General features: G+C 42.6%; 19 protein-coding genes and 1 riboswitch. Of the genes, 4 read left to right on the top strand and 15 right to left on the bottom strand.

The features are described from left to right. Positions 1-35: 35 nt before the first annotated feature. From LSG31_RS16925 to LSG31_RS16915, 3 genes are all read right to left on the bottom strand, one after another. Entirely contained in the window at positions 36-872 is an 837-nt protein-coding gene (locus tag LSG31_RS16925) for a patatin-like phospholipase family protein (RefSeq protein ID WP_347436232.1), read from the bottom strand. A 455-nt stretch (positions 873-1,327) separates the two neighbouring features. Continuing rightward, entirely contained in the window at positions 1,328-1,651 is a 324-nt protein-coding gene (locus LSG31_RS16920; protein WP_347436231.1) for a winged helix-turn-helix domain-containing protein, read from the bottom strand. A 51-nt stretch (positions 1,652-1,702) separates the two neighbouring features. Next, positions 1,703-1,789: riboswitch (cyclic di-GMP riboswitch) on the bottom strand. A gap of 6 nt (positions 1,790-1,795) precedes the next feature. Then, positions 1,796-3,265 (bottom strand): methyltransferase domain-containing protein, encoded by a 1,470-nt coding sequence (locus LSG31_RS16915; RefSeq protein WP_347436230.1) that lies wholly within the window; start codon positions 3,263-3,265, stop codon positions 1,796-1,798. Between the two features lie 283 nt (positions 3,266-3,548). On the opposite strand from LSG31_RS16915, the gene LSG31_RS16910 reads away from it, so the two are divergent. Then, complete coding sequence (locus LSG31_RS16910) at positions 3,549-3,959, top strand: hypothetical protein (RefSeq protein ID WP_347436229.1); 411 nt, start codon at positions 3,549-3,551, stop codon at positions 3,957-3,959. 29 nt (positions 3,960-3,988) lie between these two features. Beyond that, positions 3,989-4,366 (top strand): hypothetical protein, encoded by a 378-nt coding sequence (locus tag LSG31_RS16905; protein ID WP_347436228.1) that lies wholly within the window; start codon positions 3,989-3,991, stop codon positions 4,364-4,366. Positions 4,367-5,222: 856 nt separating this feature from the next. Here LSG31_RS16905 and LSG31_RS16900 read toward each other — a convergent pair. After that, positions 5,223-5,504 carry a hypothetical protein gene (locus LSG31_RS16900; RefSeq protein WP_347436227.1) on the bottom strand — a complete coding sequence of 94 codons (282 nt, stop codon included), beginning with the start codon at positions 5,502-5,504 and terminating at the stop codon, positions 5,223-5,225. A gap of 793 nt (positions 5,505-6,297) precedes the next feature. Here LSG31_RS16900 and LSG31_RS16895 point away from each other — a divergent pair. After that, the gene (locus tag LSG31_RS16895; RefSeq protein WP_347436226.1) at positions 6,298-6,441 is read left to right on the top strand and encodes a Tn3 family transposase; all 144 of its coding nucleotides are present in this window, start codon (positions 6,298-6,300) and stop codon (positions 6,439-6,441) included. A gap of 330 nt (positions 6,442-6,771) precedes the next feature. On the opposite strand, the gene LSG31_RS16890 is transcribed toward LSG31_RS16895, so the two are convergent. Both LSG31_RS16890 and lexA read right to left on the bottom strand, forming a co-directional pair. After that, on the bottom strand, positions 6,772-7,275 hold the full coding sequence (locus LSG31_RS16890; RefSeq protein ID WP_347436225.1) for a GNAT family N-acetyltransferase: 504 nt from the start codon (positions 7,273-7,275) through the stop codon (positions 6,772-6,774). 77 nt (positions 7,276-7,352) lie between these two features. Beyond that, the gene (gene lexA, locus LSG31_RS16885) at positions 7,353-7,991 is read right to left on the bottom strand and encodes a transcriptional repressor LexA (protein WP_347436224.1); all 639 of its coding nucleotides are present in this window, start codon (positions 7,989-7,991) and stop codon (positions 7,353-7,355) included. 287 nt (positions 7,992-8,278) lie between these two features. Between lexA and LSG31_RS16880 the strand changes: the two genes are divergently transcribed. After that, a complete protein-coding gene (locus LSG31_RS16880) occupies positions 8,279-8,611 on the top strand; it encodes a LysM peptidoglycan-binding domain-containing protein (RefSeq protein ID WP_347436223.1) in 333 nt (110 codons plus the stop codon). Between the two features lie 115 nt (positions 8,612-8,726). On the opposite strand, the gene glnA is transcribed toward LSG31_RS16880, so the two are convergent. The 9 genes from glnA to LSG31_RS16835 form a co-directional block, all read right to left on the bottom strand. Next, positions 8,727-10,094, bottom strand: coding sequence for a type I glutamate--ammonia ligase (gene glnA, locus LSG31_RS16875; RefSeq protein ID WP_347439543.1), 1,368 nt, complete (start codon positions 10,092-10,094; stop codon positions 8,727-8,729). 198 nt (positions 10,095-10,292) lie between these two features. Next, the gene (locus tag LSG31_RS16870) at positions 10,293-10,700 is read right to left on the bottom strand and encodes a MerR family transcriptional regulator (protein WP_347436222.1); all 408 of its coding nucleotides are present in this window, start codon (positions 10,698-10,700) and stop codon (positions 10,293-10,295) included. 167 nt (positions 10,701-10,867) lie between these two features. Then, positions 10,868-12,088: a methionine gamma-lyase family protein gene (locus LSG31_RS16865; RefSeq protein WP_347439542.1), complete on the bottom strand. Its 1,221-nt coding sequence runs from the start codon at positions 12,086-12,088 to the stop codon at positions 10,868-10,870. A gap of 130 nt (positions 12,089-12,218) precedes the next feature. Next, entirely contained in the window at positions 12,219-13,505 is a 1,287-nt protein-coding gene (gene hflX, locus LSG31_RS16860) for a GTPase HflX (RefSeq protein ID WP_347436221.1), read from the bottom strand. A 356-nt stretch (positions 13,506-13,861) separates the two neighbouring features. Further along, entirely contained in the window at positions 13,862-14,464 is a 603-nt protein-coding gene (locus tag LSG31_RS16855; RefSeq protein WP_347436220.1) for a UbiA prenyltransferase family protein, read from the bottom strand. Beyond that, complete coding sequence (locus LSG31_RS16850) at positions 14,445-15,059, bottom strand: P-loop NTPase family protein (protein ID WP_347436219.1); 615 nt, start codon at positions 15,057-15,059, stop codon at positions 14,445-14,447. The genes LSG31_RS16855 and LSG31_RS16850 overlap by 20 nt, the downstream gene beginning before the upstream one ends. Further along, a complete protein-coding gene (locus LSG31_RS16845) occupies positions 15,056-15,454 on the bottom strand; it encodes a hypothetical protein (RefSeq protein ID WP_347436218.1) in 399 nt (132 codons plus the stop codon). The genes LSG31_RS16850 and LSG31_RS16845 overlap by 4 nt, the downstream gene beginning before the upstream one ends. Next, positions 15,441-17,231 (bottom strand): recombinase family protein, encoded by a 1,791-nt coding sequence (locus LSG31_RS16840; protein ID WP_347436217.1) that lies wholly within the window; start codon positions 17,229-17,231, stop codon positions 15,441-15,443. The genes LSG31_RS16845 and LSG31_RS16840 overlap by 14 nt, the downstream gene beginning before the upstream one ends. A 53-nt stretch (positions 17,232-17,284) precedes the next feature. Next, positions 17,285-17,635, bottom strand: a complete 351-nt coding sequence (locus LSG31_RS16835; protein ID WP_347436216.1) for a hypothetical protein — start codon at positions 17,633-17,635, stop codon at positions 17,285-17,287. Positions 17,636-17,780: the final 145 nt, after the last annotated feature.

The following is a 17,780-nucleotide window of genomic DNA, read 5'->3' as shown; positions in this document are numbered from 1 at the left end:
GGAGGAATCGTAATACAGGAATATTCTTTGGCAAATCATGTTTCAAGCAATCGGAGAATATCCGGCAGATGCAATTTGGTGTGTCGATACCCCACTTCAATACAATGCATCACTTTTTTAAAATCCAAAGCTCCGACGGAACCTACGTTGGGATGAAGTGTAAACATTGCATACGTATGCTCCCGCTGCATCTGTGCTTGTAATGTCAGGTTTACAACATGAAAAAAAATGGAGCGGAATGTAGTAAGAGCCCCTTTGCGGTTTTTGACAAATGGAGCAACCGGATCGACGGAAATGACATGAAGCGCTCCCATTTGCTTGACCAGATGCACCGGACAATTGATCAGGACACCACCATCTGCAAGCACAAATTCGCGGATTCGAAGGGGCTGAAAAATAACGGGAATGCCGCAGCTTGCACGGACTGCATCTGCGATGGAAACATCGCTCAGCGTTGTATATCCGGCGATGGCCTGATTGGAAAAAACGACCGGCTTTCCTTCTGCCAGATCGGTAGCAACGATGCCACAAGGAATTTGAAACGCCGATACTTCCTCATGATTTGTCAGTTGCAAAAGAAGTTCTTGCAATCGATATCCTTTCAGACATCCATCGAGATACGGCTTGTATCGGATCAATTTGAGGAGGATTCCTTTCCAGTCGATATCCAAATGCTGACGGTTGAGACGGGGAACGATTTCGATCAGTTGGTCGACTGAATAGCCATATGCGTATAAGGCAGCGACCATGGCACCGGAACTGGTGCCGGCGATATGTGTAATTTGCACGCCCGCTTCTTCGAGGGCACGAATGACGCCAATCGCTGCAGAACCCGAGACCCCTCCCCCTGCAAGCGCCAGACCGATCTTCACAAGAAGCACCTTCTTTCTGTTGGATTGCAGATTATACTTAAGTATTGCATTTCAAATAGGAGAACACAAATAGAGCGGGTCAACCTACATCTCCGAAAGAGATGAATTTCGGACTAGACGCGTTCCTTATTATCGAAATTTTCTGGGATCCGTGGTATAATTCCACCTGTAATCTCGATAGAGTTTTGATTAAGAGTGAGAGGTGATAGATTGCAACTGGTGATTGGACATGTGGGGAAAGTTTACACTGATCATTCGGGTAACGAAACAGTAGCATTGACGATCCAAACACACAGGTAGATGCGGACAGTGTGAAGAATCAATATAATTTTTACAAGAAGAACAATTTTGTGCAAGGAGCTGTTGATGTCAACAGAATGATTGACGGTTCAATCTGGGGTACCGCCAACAAAATTATTTATTATACGATTTATTTAACTCGAAAGGCTATCATTTTACTTTTCCCTTGGATACAGTATGTATCCGATACCGCGAATCGTTAAAAGGCATTTAGGATTACGACCATCGTCCTCTAATCGATCCCGTAAACGTTTAATATGAACATGTAAATCATTAGGGCCAATCAAAGTCTCTGGCCCCCAAACGTTCAAAATCAATTGATCTGTGGATACAGGGTTCCCAATATTCAGTGCCAAGTATTGAAGTATACGGAACTGAGTAGGTGAAAGTGCGACTTTAGCATTGTCTTTATATAAAGACCAGTATTCAAGATAACAATCTTGTCCAATAGAGATACGTTTTCCGTTAATAATAGTCAAGTAATCAATCTACTCCTCTCCCTATAATAGAAATCAGGGGTGGAGACAGCTGACGGCAGCTGACTGGCAATATGAGATTCTTATTTAGCCCCTGTAGCTTTGTGACCCCTGCTTTCACAGGGTTTGCCTTTAGCGTTTTTATTTTTATATCACTTCACCTTTTACCATTTGCATTGGAAATGTAAAGACAAGTTCGTCTTTCGGATAGTTGGTAATTATTTCGTGACCTCTTTGTCTCAAAAGTTCCACAATTTCTTTACGTGCCCGCCATGGAAGCATCGATAATTCCTCTTGAAACCATCCCACCCCGTAAATAAAGTGTTGGATTACCTTATCCGGATCATGAAATAGTGTAATTAAGGGAGCTTCGTCTTTTATAACATTATGGAAACCGGCACTTTCAAAAGCTAATGGTGCTTGATTCGGAAATAATAAAAAATCTTTCGGAGGTTCTTTTCGTTGTACCGATAATTCCAATAAAGGGGAAAACCACTGTTGAAAAAACTCAACATCGAGCCGAGCTTTTAACGGATGGAAGCTAGCTACAATACCATTCGAATGGGTAACCCGTTTCATTTCCCGTAAGGCCACTTCGAGGTCAGTAAAATGTAGAAACCCTACTCCAATTACTGCATCAAAGGTCCCATCATCAAAGGGAAGACATTCTGCTTTCCCTTTCCGAAATTCAACCCAATCAACATCAAGATTGCAGCGTTTAGTTTCAGCTCGGGCAATCATTCGTGCTGAAGGATCTATGGAAATTACGCGTCCGGTTGGACCGACTAGTTGGGCAAGTCCACCATCAAACGTAAACTCACCATCTGCACATCCAAGCTCTAATACCTTCATCCCAGATTTAATTCCTGACCACTCAAGAAACCGTTGTCTTAAAGAAATGGATTCAGGCCATATTGCATGTGCCATCGTTTCATAATCATCAAATAAATTAAATTGCGAAATGTGAAGCCAGTGCATCCGATGTTCGAGATATCCAGATTTATTTAATATTTCTCCTGTTTTTCGAAATGCTTCATACCCTTGGTCGCTCATTTCGACGTAGCGACGATTTTTACGAATTACAATTTGATAGTTCTGCAATAGTGTTCCAAGTACAAGTTCATCCGTTAACGTATAATCAATCCATGGCCGATGCCAGTGACCTAACAAAAACTCCTTTTCCGGAATGGATTTATAATATGCCAACGCATTTTGGTTTTCATAGCTGGTAACCAAGCAGTAAATTTGAACAAATGTACCAAGACCATATTTTGTTACAAAGTTTTCAACCATTTGAATCACTTCTCGAGACAGATTTTCTTCAACATCTAAATATCCAGTTCGATCATTCGCGAGAAGAACGGCCGTTGAAGCAATTGTTTCGTATAATGCCGTTCTTGGTAATCGTTCATGAACTGGAAGTATTCCAAATGCCTTAATTCGTTCTTCTTCTGTCCAATGTATAGCTGTAAAATCGAGTGCCGCAGAATCAATAATCTCAAAAATAATAGGATCAAAACGACCAGTTCCATCTACACCCGCTAACCAAGGACTTATAGCTAGTCCAGAAGTACATAAATCTTTAAGTTGTTTGGTTAAATCATTAAAAAAATACATTATTTACCTCCGTATAACATTCCAATAAAAACCTTTAAAGTTAAAATTTTATTATCTTACTTCCAAAATTATTCGTCAAATCAAATAGTTATCCTCCTAAAAATATTAAACTGTCACAAATTTGGGAATTTCTGTGTTAATGTACCTTACCGTATGAAAATCGTTTTTTAAAAAGAAATATGGTAGTCTTTTTCTTAGAAAGGGGTGGGAATTTGGTAAATATTCAATTCTAATAACTTATACTTACATATTTTGTATCGCTATCATTAATGGAGGTTAGACTATGAAAAAATTTGTTATAGGAGCATTAGCAACATTAGCGATTGCCGCGCCACTAACTGCGTTCGCAAGTACAAGCCCACTTATCGTCTGGCAAGGTATTACTACATATCTACCGGATGCATTTGCTTTTGATGTTAAGAGTGTTGAGAACGTTCAGATGGATTTAGTTCAATACCCTACTGACGGAACTTCGGCTGGAACTGCCGATATGGTTTACGATATAGGAGATTATGCAAATGGTTATTGGCAGGAAATTTACGGTAACTACACAAATTCGGATGCCTATGTTACTTGGTCTAATGTCCAACCCAGTAATAGTCACAGTTATAACTTGGAAGTGTATAATAAAGCCTATTGGACTTATGGTACACCAGGATTAGCAACAGATGGAAATGGTTATGTATATTATTAATTCAGGGATGAAAGGAGATTTATAATAACATGAAAAAGTGGATTAAGATAACTACAATTGCAGCTTTACCAATTGCTGCTGTTGCTTTATTTGGTTTTGCAAAAGGAATTACTGGTCCTTCTTTAAACGGGCACTCAATTCAACAAAAAACACTTACCGCAAAACAAAGAGAAGAAATTGTGAAAAATATACAATCGATAACAATGCCTACAGGTATATTTGTGAGAACTGATAAGCCAGGAAACTTTAATCCTAATCAAGTTACTCATAGTGAAGACGAAGCACTAAAAAATCCAAACATTCAGGAAATTGTACTTCCTTACGGTACTTTTGTGAGAACTACTAAAGAAGGATTAAAGCAACACCAATTAGAATGGCAAAAACAACATCCCGGTGTAAGACCTTAAAATACATTTCACTTTCTTAATCCCATTAAAAATGTATTAAAATCGTTTTTCTAAAATAAGTATATATTCATCTGAAAATTTAGCTAAAAAGGGGGGTGAAAACCCATTTTGATACGTGTTTCTTTTCTCCTCCCTCCCATTTTAATAGACTCTCGGCATTCGCCGAGCTAGATGGGACAAGGATTTCCTCGTACCATCCAAACTTCTATCCTCCCACTTTCGTAGGGAGATTTTTTAATTTAGGAACATTCCAAGCTGGAAATTAAATGTTGAAATATTATTAAAAAACACTTGACTTTTCAGAAACACCCCAATAACCGTGCGATGAGGGATTTATTTTCCCTACTACCAAAGTATGGGGTGTTCATTTTAAAGCCTGGATTCATTCCTCACGCGTCTTATCAGGATTTCGTTCTGGAACAGCTTCGCATCAATTACGGGCCGGGTATCGTCATCGTCAATAAAGACTGGCCGCTCGTGCTCAAATTCTGGAATACTGACCTTTCGTATATCACGACCTCTACTCCGACCGGGGGCCTGAGCCTCGCGATCCAGCTTCCACGCTTCGCTCCTTCTTCATTTTCCTGATGACAAATCCGGAAAAAGGTCTTACCGAATGGATTAACGAAATGAAACGTACGCCCATCTATGCCATTCTTAGCGGTTTCGCCTTAGACGTTATTCCAAGAGTAGGAACCTTCTACGACTTTTTCAAATGTCTCTGGCCCCAAACCAACAAACACTTGAAGCCGACGAAGCAGAAAAAGCGCCTACTGCCACGCCTGGAAGAATCAAACGTTTGGTTTAGTGGATGATTCTTCACACTGCTAAGAAAACCAGTTTGCCTACCGATCGGCTACTCCACTTTTTTCAAACGCAAATCCTTACGGTTTCGGCGAATTTGGGGTTGCTCGGGGATCTCTCGGCACTTAGTGCGGCCGGTGATAGCACACCAGTCGCCACTGCCGCCTACCTCCGAAGCAAACCGACTTGTGATTGTCGTACCCGCGGCATGGCTGAATGCAATCATGATCGCATTTACTCCCAACCCGACTGCGACTCGGGATAGGATAGCGCCAGAGAACGATACTTTAACGGATACCATCTGTACATGATCTCTGCGGCGGACAGTAAACACGATTTGTCTTTGTACCCCAAACTGCAGCCTGCTTCCCGGCACGACGCTGTAAGTCTGGTCCTAAGTACAGTTGAATTCAAGCAACGTTTCACCTTGGGCACGGTAGACAAGATGCTTCTCGATGCCGCTCATGATACGGAATCCATTTACCTGCTGTTGGAACACCAAGGTATGGAGCCCTTCATTGATTTGAACGTTCGTTCTGTGAAGAACACACCAAGAAGGAGTTCAAATGATATCCAAATCTCACCATCGGGCATTCCTATTTGTCCCAATGGAACCCTTATGAAGCTCAATGGAACGGATCACAAGCGGCCATCGTCGCAAGTGGAGATATTCACCGACTTGCGGCTGCTCTACGGCCAAGTATAGTCGTACCTTCTACACGAAAACCAGCGATAATCCAAGGTCGTTCACGAAAACACCGTGGAACTCGGAGAAGTGGAACCTCATTTATGGCCGCCGCACCTCCGTTGAGCGTTCCAACAAGCGGGAGAAAATCGATTACAAGCTTGAGTCGAGCAGGCATCGTTCCACCATGATATGGTATATACGTATCTATGACATCATGATTTGCCAACACATGGATGCGTGGTACGTGACCCAGAAGGAGCAGTGGGATCAACTCAAGTCGATGATTTGTCCTCATGTAGCCTAATTTTTTTAAAAAACGGCTTCAAAAAATTCTGCCAGTCTGCCCATTTTTGGAAAATGATTTTCATGATCCACTTTTTCCAGTCTAACTTTGATGATTTTCATTTAATCCCCTTTTTCGACCATCCCGAATGCCGAGATGCTATTTAATGCAATCAGCGTATGGAACACTGTTTACCTTTCACAAGCAGCGGACTTCAAAAGGTCTACTGGAACGTTCAAGTATGAACTGCTACTGCACATTTCGCCTCTTAGGAGGAAACATATCAACTTTCTAGTGTGAATACAAGTTTGATATGAAGCATACCACCACATTAATATCATTGCGACCACTGAAACAACTATCTTCCGACACTTAGAGACACAAAAAGCCGGGCAACCTTAGCGTACAGGGAAACCGGCTTTTTACTGAATTTGATTGCTTAGCGTACGTTTTTCGCGTTTTGTTGGCGGTACCCCAATCTTAAAGAAGGTTGCGGCGCAATTGGGAAAATAGGGGAAACGACAGCAAACAGTCGGGATTTCACGGTGATTCGAAATCCCGGCTGTTTGCATACATATCTCTGATCGAATTCGCTCGAATCGAATTCGAAATGACCATTCAAAACAGCGATCAAAAAATCCGTTTGCCAAGTATGATTAGATCCCGCTCAATTCCATCCAATTCTGCAATATTCGGCAAATGTGCCCATTGTTCGAAACCGAATCGGGCAAATAGCTGAAGACTCGGTTCGTTGTGACCAAATATAAATGCCAGCAATGTCTTAATCCGGAGCCTAGGACAAGCATCAATCGCTTTCTGTATACTATATTGGCCAATTTTCTTGCCTCTGAAATCTTGATGAATATAAATGCTGATTTCTGCCGTTGCGTTATACGCGGGTCGCCCGTAAAAGGATTGAAAGCTCACCCATCCGCATGCTTTCCCATCATATTCGATCATCCATAAAGGGCGGAAAGCCGGAGAATGATCGCTGAACCATTTTTCCCTGCTTTCGACTGACACAGGTTCTGTATCGGCAGTTACCATCCTGCTTGGAATGGTTGCATTGTAAATGTCGACGATGGTTGGCAAATCGCTGATACCGGCATCCCGAAATGTAATGTTAGTGAACATGAACAAGTCACACCTCTGTATAAACTGTTGAACTGACTGAAAAACGATTGGACAATGATCCGGATCGCCTCTTGCTTTCAATGAATGTTGCGGTAGAGGCCGATGACCTTCCCCAAAATTGTCACGTTGGCATAACGCAACGGCTGCATCGCAGGATTTTCCGGCTGTAAGCGAATGTGATCCGCCTCCCGAAAGAAACGTTTTACCGTTGCTTCTTCATCCTCGGTCATGGCAACGACAATATCGCCATTTTGTGCAGTTCGCTGCTGGCGAACGACGACCATGTCTCCGTCGAAAATGCCGGCGTCAATCATGGAATTCCCTGCTACATGCAGCAAGAAAATCGATGGTTCATTCCGCATACTGGCCGGTAACGGGAAATAGTCTTCGATATTCTCGACAGCTGTAATGGGCTGACCTGCTGTCACTTTTCCGATGATAGGCGCCATGATAACCGATCGATCCGTCTCTGGATAATGTTCCCCGACAGCTGTACCGATTTCCAGGTTGATCACTTCGATCGCCCGCGGTTTTGTCGGATCCCGCCGCAATAGTCCCTTTTGTTCCAAACGCTCCAAATGTCCGTGGACAGTTGAACTGGAGGCCAATCCCACTGCTTCCCCAATTTCCCGGACAGATGGCGGATAGCCTTTTTGCTTCACTTCCTGTTTGATGAAATCCATGATCTCTTGTTGGCGTTTTGAAAGTTTCACCAAATCTATCATCCTTTTTTAAAATCTATGTACTAGAATTCTCAAACACCGCATATGTTTTAGCAATCAAACAAATTCAAATCAAATCAATTCTTGCGCAGTGCAATAGGCATGGGATCATTTGATTGAAATCTTGTATAAAAATGATCTTGTAAAATTATAACATGAAAACATGCATTCGTCCAAACATACATTCGTTTTTTTGGACAAACACTCACGTTCGTATTGACACGAACATACGTTTGTATTATTCTCATATCAGAACATACGTTTGTACAGGGGTGATCGGCATGAATACACACAAAAGAACCATCGCAAATCCGATGAAAAAGCGGAAAATCTCTAGAAGAGTCGCATTATTCACTTTGATCGTATCGGGAAGTATTTTGGGAATGGGGATTTGGAGCGGGCATCATGCACAAGCAAGCAATTCTTTTGATTTACATAAAAAACATTATGTAACGGTTTTGCCGGGGCAATCCCTTTGGAATATCGCACAGCAGATTGTAAAACCGAATGAAGATATACGAGATGTCGTTTACAGATTAACGAGAATCAATCATCTTTCTTCTTCACTCATTACACCGGGTATGAAATTATTAGTGCCGAGTAAAAACGATTGACAAATAAAAAAACACCCGTTTTCGATCCTTTGCATCTTCTCAAATGCTTTTTCTCAAAAACGGGGTATGCGGAATATTGGCAGTATCGGAATAATGGGTGAAGGCTTGATCTATTTTAATACATTGTTAAATACTGCTCTCGCTCCCACGGATGAACAGCAGTACGGAACATATCCCACTCGATAAATTTCGCTTCTAAGAAGTGAGTAAATGCATGGTCACCCAGAGCGCTCCGCATGACTTCATTCATAGAAAGTTCATCCAGTGCTTCTTTTAAATTGGCTGGCAAACTCAAAATACCGGCACGCACCCGATCTGTTTCATTCATCACGTATATATTGCGATTGACAGGTGCCGGTAAAGAAAGTTCGTTTCGAATCCCGTCAAGTCCTGCCATTAACATGACAGCGAGTGCCAAATATGGGTTGCATGACGGATCCGGATTTCGAACTTCAATTCGAGTGCTTAATCCTCTCGATGCAGGGATCCGGACAAGCGGACTGCGGTTTTTTGCAGACCAGGCAATATAACACGGAGCTTCATAGCCCGGCACCAATCGTTTATAAGAATTTACGGTCGGATTTGTTATGGCTGTAAACCCGCGTGCATGTGCCAGCAAACCGGCCAAAAACTGTTTGGCAACTTTGCTTAGTCCGAGTTCATCTCTTTCGTCATAAAATGCATTGGATTTTCCGCTAAACAATGACTGATGGCAATGCATGCCGGAACCGTTAATGCCGTAAATTGGTTTTGGCATAAATGTTGCATATAAACCATGCTTGCGTGCGACAGTTTTTACGACCAATTTAAAAGTCATAATATTATCAGCAGCAGTCAGTGCATTGGAATAGCGAAAATCGATTTCGTGCTGTCCTGGGGCTACTTCATGATGGGATGCTTCGATTTCAAAGCCAAGGGATTCCAGTACAAGCACAATTTCCCGGCGGCAGTTTTCTCCGAGATCTACAGGAGCCAAATCAAAATATCCGCCCTGATCGTTCATTTCGGTTGTCGGATTGCCTTGTTCGTCAAGTTTAAATAAAAAAAACTCCGGTTCGGGTCCCACGTTCATTGACGAGAATCCCATATCATTCGCTATTTTTAAGGCGCGTTTTAGAATTCCTCTCGGATCTCCGGCAAAAGGCGTACCATCCGGCATATAAATGTCACAGATGAGTCGTGCAATCTTCCCTTGCTCATCTCCCCAAGGGAAAATGAGCCATGTATTATAATCGGGATATAAGTACATATCGGACTCTTCGATCCGAACAAATCCTTCAATGGATGAACCATCGAACATAATTTTATTATCAAGTGCTTTTGTCAATTGACTAACGGGAATTTCCACGTTTTTGATGACACCAAGTAAATCGGTGAATTGCAAACGAATATACCGCACATTTTCTTCTTTTGCCATACGTAGAATATCTTCACGCGTAAAGTTTACCTGCACATAGATTCCTCCTTCCACAATCGTTATCATTGTGTCATATTTTTGGTAATCAATCAATTTTTTATTTCGTTTTCTTTCATAAAAAAATCCACAGCGAAAGGATGCTACCATTCCCTGTGGATTGTAGTGGGCAATCTGGTCATACAATATCTGCTGAAACAAAGGAACCAAAAATACATCCGACTGCTTCAACAGATCCATTCGTGGATTCGCTTCATTGAAGCGACATCAATGAAAAAATCGAGACAATTCCCCTTGAATAAGAGAATTTGCAACTCCAGGCCGATTCATTCTGGCCGTCAATAATTCTTGTTTGAGTAAATCATGCAACTCCTGCTCGGAAATTTCTCCTGTTTTTTCCTGCTCTTCTTTGTTCGGTAAATCTGAATGCGCTTCCAAAGGTCCCAAAATCCTTTTGATTCCGGAAATATTCAACCCTTGATCAATTAGCTTCTTGATTTCTAGCAAGCGTTCCACATCGTTGAAGGCAAACAACCGTTGGTTTCCTTCCGTACGTACTGGCTGAATGAGCTCATGTTGTTCGTAATATCTTATTTGACGAGCGGTAAGCTCTGTAAGCTTTTGAACAATGCCAATGGGAAACAATGCGAGATTGCGGCGTAATGTGTCGCTCATGCTCGATCATCCTTCCGATCTCTTACCTTATATTTGTTAATACAATATATTCTTGTGTACTTTATATCATATACCAGTTCATATAGAAATGTCAAGAAGCTGTCAGAAATATTGACAGCTTCCATCAAACATCAAACATCAAACATCAAACGGCACGAGTCAAAGAATTAGAGTGAATAGAGATCCTCCAATACTTGCAGGATCGTCAATTTGCAATGCTCATACGTCAATCCACCTTGCATGTATCCAATGTAAGGTGGGCGTATTGGACCGTCTGCACTAAGTTCAATGGAGGAACCTTGTATAAATGCACCCGCTGCCATGATTACTTCATCGGAGTATCCGGGCATTGCCCAAGGCTCTGGGCGAACATGAGAATCTACCGGCGCCGACGATTGAATGGCCTGACAAAACGTGATCAGTCGTTCTCTCGCTCCAAATTCAATCGCCTGGATCAAGTCCGTACGAGTCGCATTCCATGCGGGAGATGTCTTCATTCCGATCTGGTCAAATACATAAGCTGCCAATACAGCTCCTTTCAATGCTTGTCCAACCACATGGGGTGCGAGAAACAAGCCTTGCAACAAACTGCGGTTCGTTCCCAGAGTGGCACCTCCTTCTCCGCCAATTCCCGGGACGGTCAAACGCCCGGCAGCCTGTCTGACATACGGTTCTTTCCCCACTATGTAGCCCCCGCTTGGAGCAAGACCGCCGCCCGGATTTTTGATCAGAGATCCGACGACAAGATCCGCACCCACTTGTGTCGGCTCCAATGGCTCGCAAAATTCTCCATAACAGTTGTCAACAAAAATGACCACGTCTTTATTGACGGAACGGATCACACGTACAAGTCTGTCGATATCTTGAATCGTCAAAGCTGGACGCCAATCATACCCGCTGGACCGTTGAATTCCGATCATTTTTGTCTTTGGTGTGATACCTTGCAAAAGTCCGTCAATATTGGGTGTTCCGTCGTCTTGCAAAGGAACGTACGTACTATGTATGCCAAAATCGGCCAAAGATCCCTCATTTGCAGTGTTCTTTGCGTCACCGATGACGTTTTTCAATGTATCATATGGCTTACCGGTTGCATATAAAAGCTGGTCTCCCGGACGCAGCACACCGAATAATGCCAATGCAATGGCATGTGTTCCAGAGGTGATATGCGGCCGCACAAGTGCTGCTTCCGCTTGGAACACTTCGGCGTATACCCGCTCCAAAACTTCTCTCCCGGCATCATTATAGCCATACCCGGTGGAACCTGTGAAGTGAAAATCCGCCAACTGATACTTATGAAATGCCTGCAAGACTTTTTGCTGATTCCACAATGCATTTTGATCGATTTGCCGATATATGGATTGCAGTTCCTCTTCTGCTTGCTCCACCATTGTTACGATATGTTTTGAGAAGGGAAGCTCAATGGAAAATGAATCTGTCACACGGTTCGATCCTTTCTATTATCAAGCATTTTATATAAAGCTATTGTACAAGTGAAGCGATTGTTACAAGTGAAACGCTCTATGGTACCAAAAACGGAAGAAACTTCTGAGCTTTTGTTTTTGTCATGTTGACTCGTATCTGCATATGCGATTCTTCGTACGTTTCTTCCAAAACTTGACCGGATGCATGAATGGTCCGGACTTGGCTGCCCATTTCATACGGGAGTTGAATCAAATATTCCTGGATCGATCCCTCCAAAAGAACTGTAAGTTGTTCCGCCAATTCTTCCAGACCTAGTTTTTCTTTTGCGGAAATCTTTTGCATGCGATCTGCATTGGGGTCGTATAGTGCTTCTTTCCCATATTCATGAGTTTCCAATTGGTCGATTTTGTTAAAGACCGTAAGAACTTTTCGATCCTGTTTCTTCAAATCATCCAATACCTGGTATACGGTTGCCGCTTGCTCCGGCCAGTCCGGATCGGAAGCATCGACAACGTGCAGCAAGAGATCCGCTTCCACTACTTCCTCCAAAGTGGAACGAAAGGATTGGATGAGATGATGAGGAAGATCTTGGATAAAGCCAACCGTATCGCTTAAAATGACATCTCCCAAAAACGGAAGCGTCAATTTTCTGGTCGTTGTTTCCAATGTATCAAACAATCGGTTTCTGCCTTCTTCTGCATCTCCCTGCCCGTATTGCTCAAGCAATGTCTTGAAAAGTGTGCTTTTGCCGGCGTTTGTATAACCGACCATGGCAACCGTATAGATGTCACTTTTCGAACGGCGGGTGGTGCGCAGCGATCGATGGTTTCCGATTTGTTTGAGTTCCTGCTCCAATCGATGAATTTGATCACGGATTCTTCGCCGATCCAACTCCAATTTTGTTTCACCAGGACCTTTTGCTCCGATGCCCCCGCCAAGTCGGGACATATCCATTCCCTTGCCTAGTAATCGGGGTAATAAATATTTCAGCTGAGCAAGTTCCACTTGCAGCTTCCCTTCTTTGGAACGGGCTCGCTCCGCAAAAATATGCAGAATTAATTGTGTCCGATCAATGACTTTCACTCCTATGATGTATTCCAAATTCTTGATTTGCACAGGTGTGAGTTCTTGATTGGCAATCACTACGTCTGCTTCCAGCAAATCCGCCATACGTTTCAGTTCCTCTGCTTTCCCTTTTCCGATAAAAAATGTCGGATCCGACACCAGCTTGGACTGTACCATCTCTCCCGCCACGACCACGCCAGCCGTTTCTGCCAAATTGTGCAGTTCGGCAAAGGAACGATCCCAATTTTTTTCTGACTTTTGTGTTTTTAAACCAATGAGAATGGCATGTTCCGTCTTTTCTTCTACAATCGTATACATGTGCCGTTTACACACGTCCTTTATGATTCATTTCATTTGTCATGAATAGAATCATATCAAATGACGCCCGCGGAAAAAAGTGCAAATCAAATCTCCGAACCATCTTTGCGGCAAAAATGGCCCGGAGTGGATTGTAAAATGGAGATTTATTGCAGTTGCTGGCTACAGTTGGCTACATAGGTTCATGCGGCGACCGGCTACAGATCGGACAGCGGTTTTCCCGCAAGGACTGTGCGCGTAAAAGCAAATGTGTTTCCGTACGCCCAATACGAATTCCTTGCTTTTTTCCCATGCGTTTTCCAAAAGAATAGGCAACGAGAAACACGAGTAGAAAAAAAATCAGCCCTACTAAAATGTTATTGGCTGCGGGCACGGTTTTGTCTCCTTTCCAACAAACTAAGCAGTGCATGCACAACTGGAGTTGCGAGCAAAACAAACACCGATTGGAGCGGAGATAAAAGTACGGCAATGGCAAACGCGATCAATAAGACAAAGGTAACTTCGAGAATACCGAAACGGACGGCGAAATTCCGTTGCCCTGTTTTCACATCATCCCGTATATCACTTAAATCATCCAATAATTGAATGACGATCATAATCGCAATGGACCAAAATGCAATATTCCAGCCGACCAACAGAAGCATAAGCACAACGGCTATGGCACTTTCTGCCCATCCTCTGATTTGTGACGGCATCTTTTCGCGGAAATCATGCCCCATCCCGATGATGTAGCTTGCCATAAACAATGACAACGTTGTCGGCGGCTGTAAATAAATCGCAATCGCGAGAATCATCAGACAGTAAGGCAATGTCGCTCTGCCCAAACGTACCGGCAGCGTTCGTTTCCCTAAAAATGTATCATATTCGATATCCAATGCATCATCCATGACTTTTATGACCATTCCGACAAGGACAAGAGCGGCAAATGTGGAAATGAAGCTATACCATGCGCCATACATATTCCTTCACCTCGCGAAATCCTTTACGGTATAACGCCGAGATTGGAAGAAGAGATTTTGGGTTGTATTGTCGTTGAATTTGTTCCAGTTTTTCATCGGCACCCGGCAAATCTACTTTGTTCACCAGCATGGCATATCCCACACGTGTTTGACCAAATTCGGCAATTTGTCGATCCAATTCGGTTAAAACATCGTCTGCAGCTTCCGAGTCGTTTCGTGTCGGATGAACATCCACCATATGCAAAATGCAGTCCGCGTATCGCAATTCATCTAAGGTTTGCGCCATTGCATAGCGAATTCCTTGATCCGGATGAATGCCAGCAGCAAGTCCTGTGGAATCGGTGAGCAAAAACTGTCTCGTCCCTTTTCCTTGCGGCAATTCCAAGCGAATGGATTGCAGACAGCGCGTCCGGTGTTGCCCAATGCCCGACAATTCATGACGGGCCTGTGCCGGTTCATAGCGTTTTTGGCGCCGGCTGCCATCTGGCAGCGTGAAATACACATCGATTTTCGAGAGGCCGATGAATTCGGCAAAATTGACACAAAACAGTGTTTTCCCTACGTTTGTACGACCAATGACAAGACAAGTCTTCATGCTGTCACCTCCCCTAACTCCAAATCCTGTTCCTGTATTGTCATGAGATCTTCACGAGTTGGATTGGGTGCATCAAGCAAGCGGACGGCATGCAAACGGATCGCTCGTTCAATGACATTTCGGACCATCCGGGCATTGCTGAAGTTTCTGCTCCGCTCTTGTGTTGTCGTCTTCAGATGTTGCCGCAATTTTTGCTCCGCTTCCCTGCTCAAGCGATATTGCCGCTCACGGAGCATCAGTTGCGAAATTTCCATTAACTCTGTATCGCAATAATCATCAAATGTCAACGTGATCGGAAATCGGGAAGGCATACCCGGATTGATGCGCAGAAACTGCTCCATCTCATAGCCATAGCCTGCCAAAATCAAAATAAAGTCATTTTTATTGTCTTCCATGGATTTGACTAGACTTGTAGTTTCGGTGTCGATTGGATAAAAATTTTTGGTCGATTGCCTGAACAGGGTCTGGTGCACCCGATTCATTCATAACCTTTAGGCCTTCTCCCCATTTCGCATAAATCTCTACCTTATCGTCATAGAGGATAACACGATTTATAAAAATCCCTAAAATTTCACGTTTAAGTTGATCAGTGAGATGCTCTTGTTTGGTAACGTATTTATAAAATTGTCTTAGCTTACTCTTTAGCAATTCGAAGCTATCGAATTCCTTAAGCAGGTTGTTCAAGGAATTTTGCAATAAATCGACTTCCTCTTGAACTTCCATAATTTCTTTCATCACATCTTCCATTTTGCGATTCATTTCTTCAGGGGTAATCCACTTCTTTTGGAACATAAAGATTAAGCGTTCCTTTTCACCTTCACGATCCTTCAAGGTACTCTGTAGCCTTGATAACTTATCCTGCATTTCTTGAATTTCATGTGGATTGCCTTGCTTTTCCAGAAAAGTTTGAATAATCTTTTCCGGCTCTTTCAGGTGATCAATGACCCAATTCCAGATCAAAGGATCAATAATGTCAGTTCGCCAGTTACTCCCTTTACAACGTTGATAGTACGATTCACCGGTTTTTTGTACCCATCCTTTTGTAGATTTCCTTGTGCAAGCGTAATAATAATATTTATTGTTTTTTGTAAAGGAATGTCCCCCCGATGCCACCGAAGCCCCACAGCGGCCGCAACGAACCAGACCCTTTAATAAATGATGCATGGAAGGCCTTCCCCGATGTCGTTTTTCACGTTTGTCTAGCTCTTCTTGCACACGGTTCCAAGTAGGTTCATCTATATACGCGGGAACGGGTATTTTGAACCATTCTTCTTTCGGTTTTTCAATTTCCACCTTCTTTCCGTTTTTCTGTATAATTTCTGATTTCCCAAAGTAAATGAAACCCTTATACGTTTCGCAGCGAAGTACTCTGCTCACGGTCGTTTGATACCAAACATTACTCTCCGGAGGCTTATATCCTAACTTAGCAAGCTCTTTGGCTATCTTGGAACAAGTCATTTCCCGACCGTCTTTCCCATTGAGAATCCAATCTACCATGAGTTGATAAATTTCCTTTTCTTCCGGATTTTCAACGAGTTTGTCAGTTTCCTTGTCAAAATCATAACCAAAAATCTTACGGATCCCTGGTATCTCCCCGCTTTTCAATTTTTGTCGGCGCCCGCGTTTGGAGTTGGCAAGGATTTTTGACTTGTTGTATTGAGCGATTGACATATGAATGTTATACATAAGCGCTGATTCTGGATTATCAGGGTCATAATCAAACTCTATATAATTAACATCAATCCCATAGTTGGTGATCTCATAATAGATACTCATTCCTTGGAAAAAACTACGGCTGAAGCGATCTGGATGGAGGCACACAAACTTTCCGCCATTTCCTACTCCATCTTTTATTAACCCCAGTACGAAGTTTAATGCCGGACGATCCGGATCATCTCCACTTTTCCCCATTTCAACCACAATCAATATTTGTTGATCTTGAAAACCTTCTTCTTTGGCCTTGGAATAAATCGACTCTATTTGTGATTCTAGTGACCAACCTCGTTCAGCTTGGTCTACGGTAGAAACACGAGCGTAACCTATCAATCGAACATGTTCAACTAAAGCTGTAAGTTCCTCGGTCGTTAGTTTCGGTATATCTTTATCAATATTAAATCGATTGTACTTGTTTACTTCTGTAGGAATCGAATCGACAATCTTCTTTACAAGCAACACTCACTCCCCCATTCTATGCAACTTTTCGGTGTTGATTGTAAAATTGGACATTATTTGTCAACATCCTGCTCCGGGTTCAACTTTTTCTCTAGCAAATCCAAGTGATTGAAAACTCTTCCCAACCAATCCATTACTTGATCTGAAAGACAAAGTTCATCCAGCGTAGGTGCTTCGGGGTCATTTGACGGGACAGTTACCACATCATATTTAGGTAGTGGCGTGTTAGCTCCCAACATATCCCCTCCTTGATGCTTATATAAATGTTTACTCGGGTCAAAATTTGTCCTATTACAGATAGGGATTGTCCTTATGGCGTACAGTACTTTGGGAAACAAAAAAGCAGCCATCCAATAAAGGACAACTGCTTTTTTATTCGCGTTATTAAATTTTCCTGATATCATAGTAACACCCAATTTTACAGATTTGGTGCTGTTATGATGTCAAAAGAGTGCCAACATGGTGTTACATTAATATTTTGTTTATTTTGTTTGTTTTGTTGGATTTAAATTTAAAAATGGTATATAATAGGAATAGTTGGAGGTGATC

It is taken from the genome of Fodinisporobacter ferrooxydans, from assembly GCF_022818495.1.
Taxonomy (GTDB): Bacteria; Bacillota; Bacilli; order Tumebacillales; family MYW30-H2; genus Fodinisporobacter; species Fodinisporobacter ferrooxydans.
Note: the sequence above shows the minus strand (reverse complement) of the source record. Positions and strands in the feature narration are given on the sequence as shown.

What these genes read in the sequence shown, in the direction of transcription:
- LSG31_RS16915 (WP_347436230.1), bottom strand. Translation starts at nt 3,265, where the DNA reads ATGTATTTTTTTAATGATTTAACCAAACAACTTAAAGATTTATGTACT.
- LSG31_RS16910 (WP_347436229.1), top strand. Translation starts at nt 3,549, where the DNA reads ATGAAAAAATTTGTTATAGGAGCATTAGCAACATTAGCGATTGCCGCG.
- LSG31_RS16905 (WP_347436228.1), top strand. Translation starts at nt 3,989, where the DNA reads ATGAAAAAGTGGATTAAGATAACTACAATTGCAGCTTTACCAATTGCT.
- LSG31_RS16895 (WP_347436226.1), top strand. Translation starts at nt 6,298, where the DNA reads ATGCTATTTAATGCAATCAGCGTATGGAACACTGTTTACCTTTCACAA.
- LSG31_RS16890 (WP_347436225.1), bottom strand. Translation starts at nt 7,275, where the DNA reads ATGTTCACTAACATTACATTTCGGGATGCCGGTATCAGCGATTTGCCA.
- LSG31_RS16880 (WP_347436223.1), top strand. Translation starts at nt 8,279, where the DNA reads ATGAATACACACAAAAGAACCATCGCAAATCCGATGAAAAAGCGGAAA.
- glnA (WP_347439543.1), bottom strand. Translation starts at nt 10,094, where the DNA reads ATGATAACGATTGTGGAAGGAGGAATCTATGTGCAGGTAAACTTTACG.
- LSG31_RS16870 (WP_347436222.1), bottom strand. Translation starts at nt 10,700, where the DNA reads ATGAGCGACACATTACGCCGCAATCTCGCATTGTTTCCCATTGGCATT.
- LSG31_RS16865 (WP_347439542.1), bottom strand. Translation starts at nt 12,088, where the DNA reads ATGGTGGAGCAAGCAGAAGAGGAACTGCAATCCATATATCGGCAAATC.
- hflX (WP_347436221.1), bottom strand. Translation starts at nt 13,505, where the DNA reads ATGTATACGATTGTAGAAGAAAAGACGGAACATGCCATTCTCATTGGT.
- LSG31_RS16855 (WP_347436220.1), bottom strand. Translation starts at nt 14,464, where the DNA reads ATGTATGGCGCATGGTATAGCTTCATTTCCACATTTGCCGCTCTTGTC.
- LSG31_RS16850 (WP_347436219.1), bottom strand. Translation starts at nt 15,059, where the DNA reads ATGAAGACTTGTCTTGTCATTGGTCGTACAAACGTAGGGAAAACACTG.
- LSG31_RS16845 (WP_347436218.1), bottom strand. Translation starts at nt 15,454, where the DNA reads ATGGAAGACAATAAAAATGACTTTATTTTGATTTTGGCAGGCTATGGC.
- LSG31_RS16835 (WP_347436216.1), bottom strand. Translation starts at nt 17,635, where the DNA reads ATGATATCAGGAAAATTTAATAACGCGAATAAAAAAGCAGTTGTCCTT.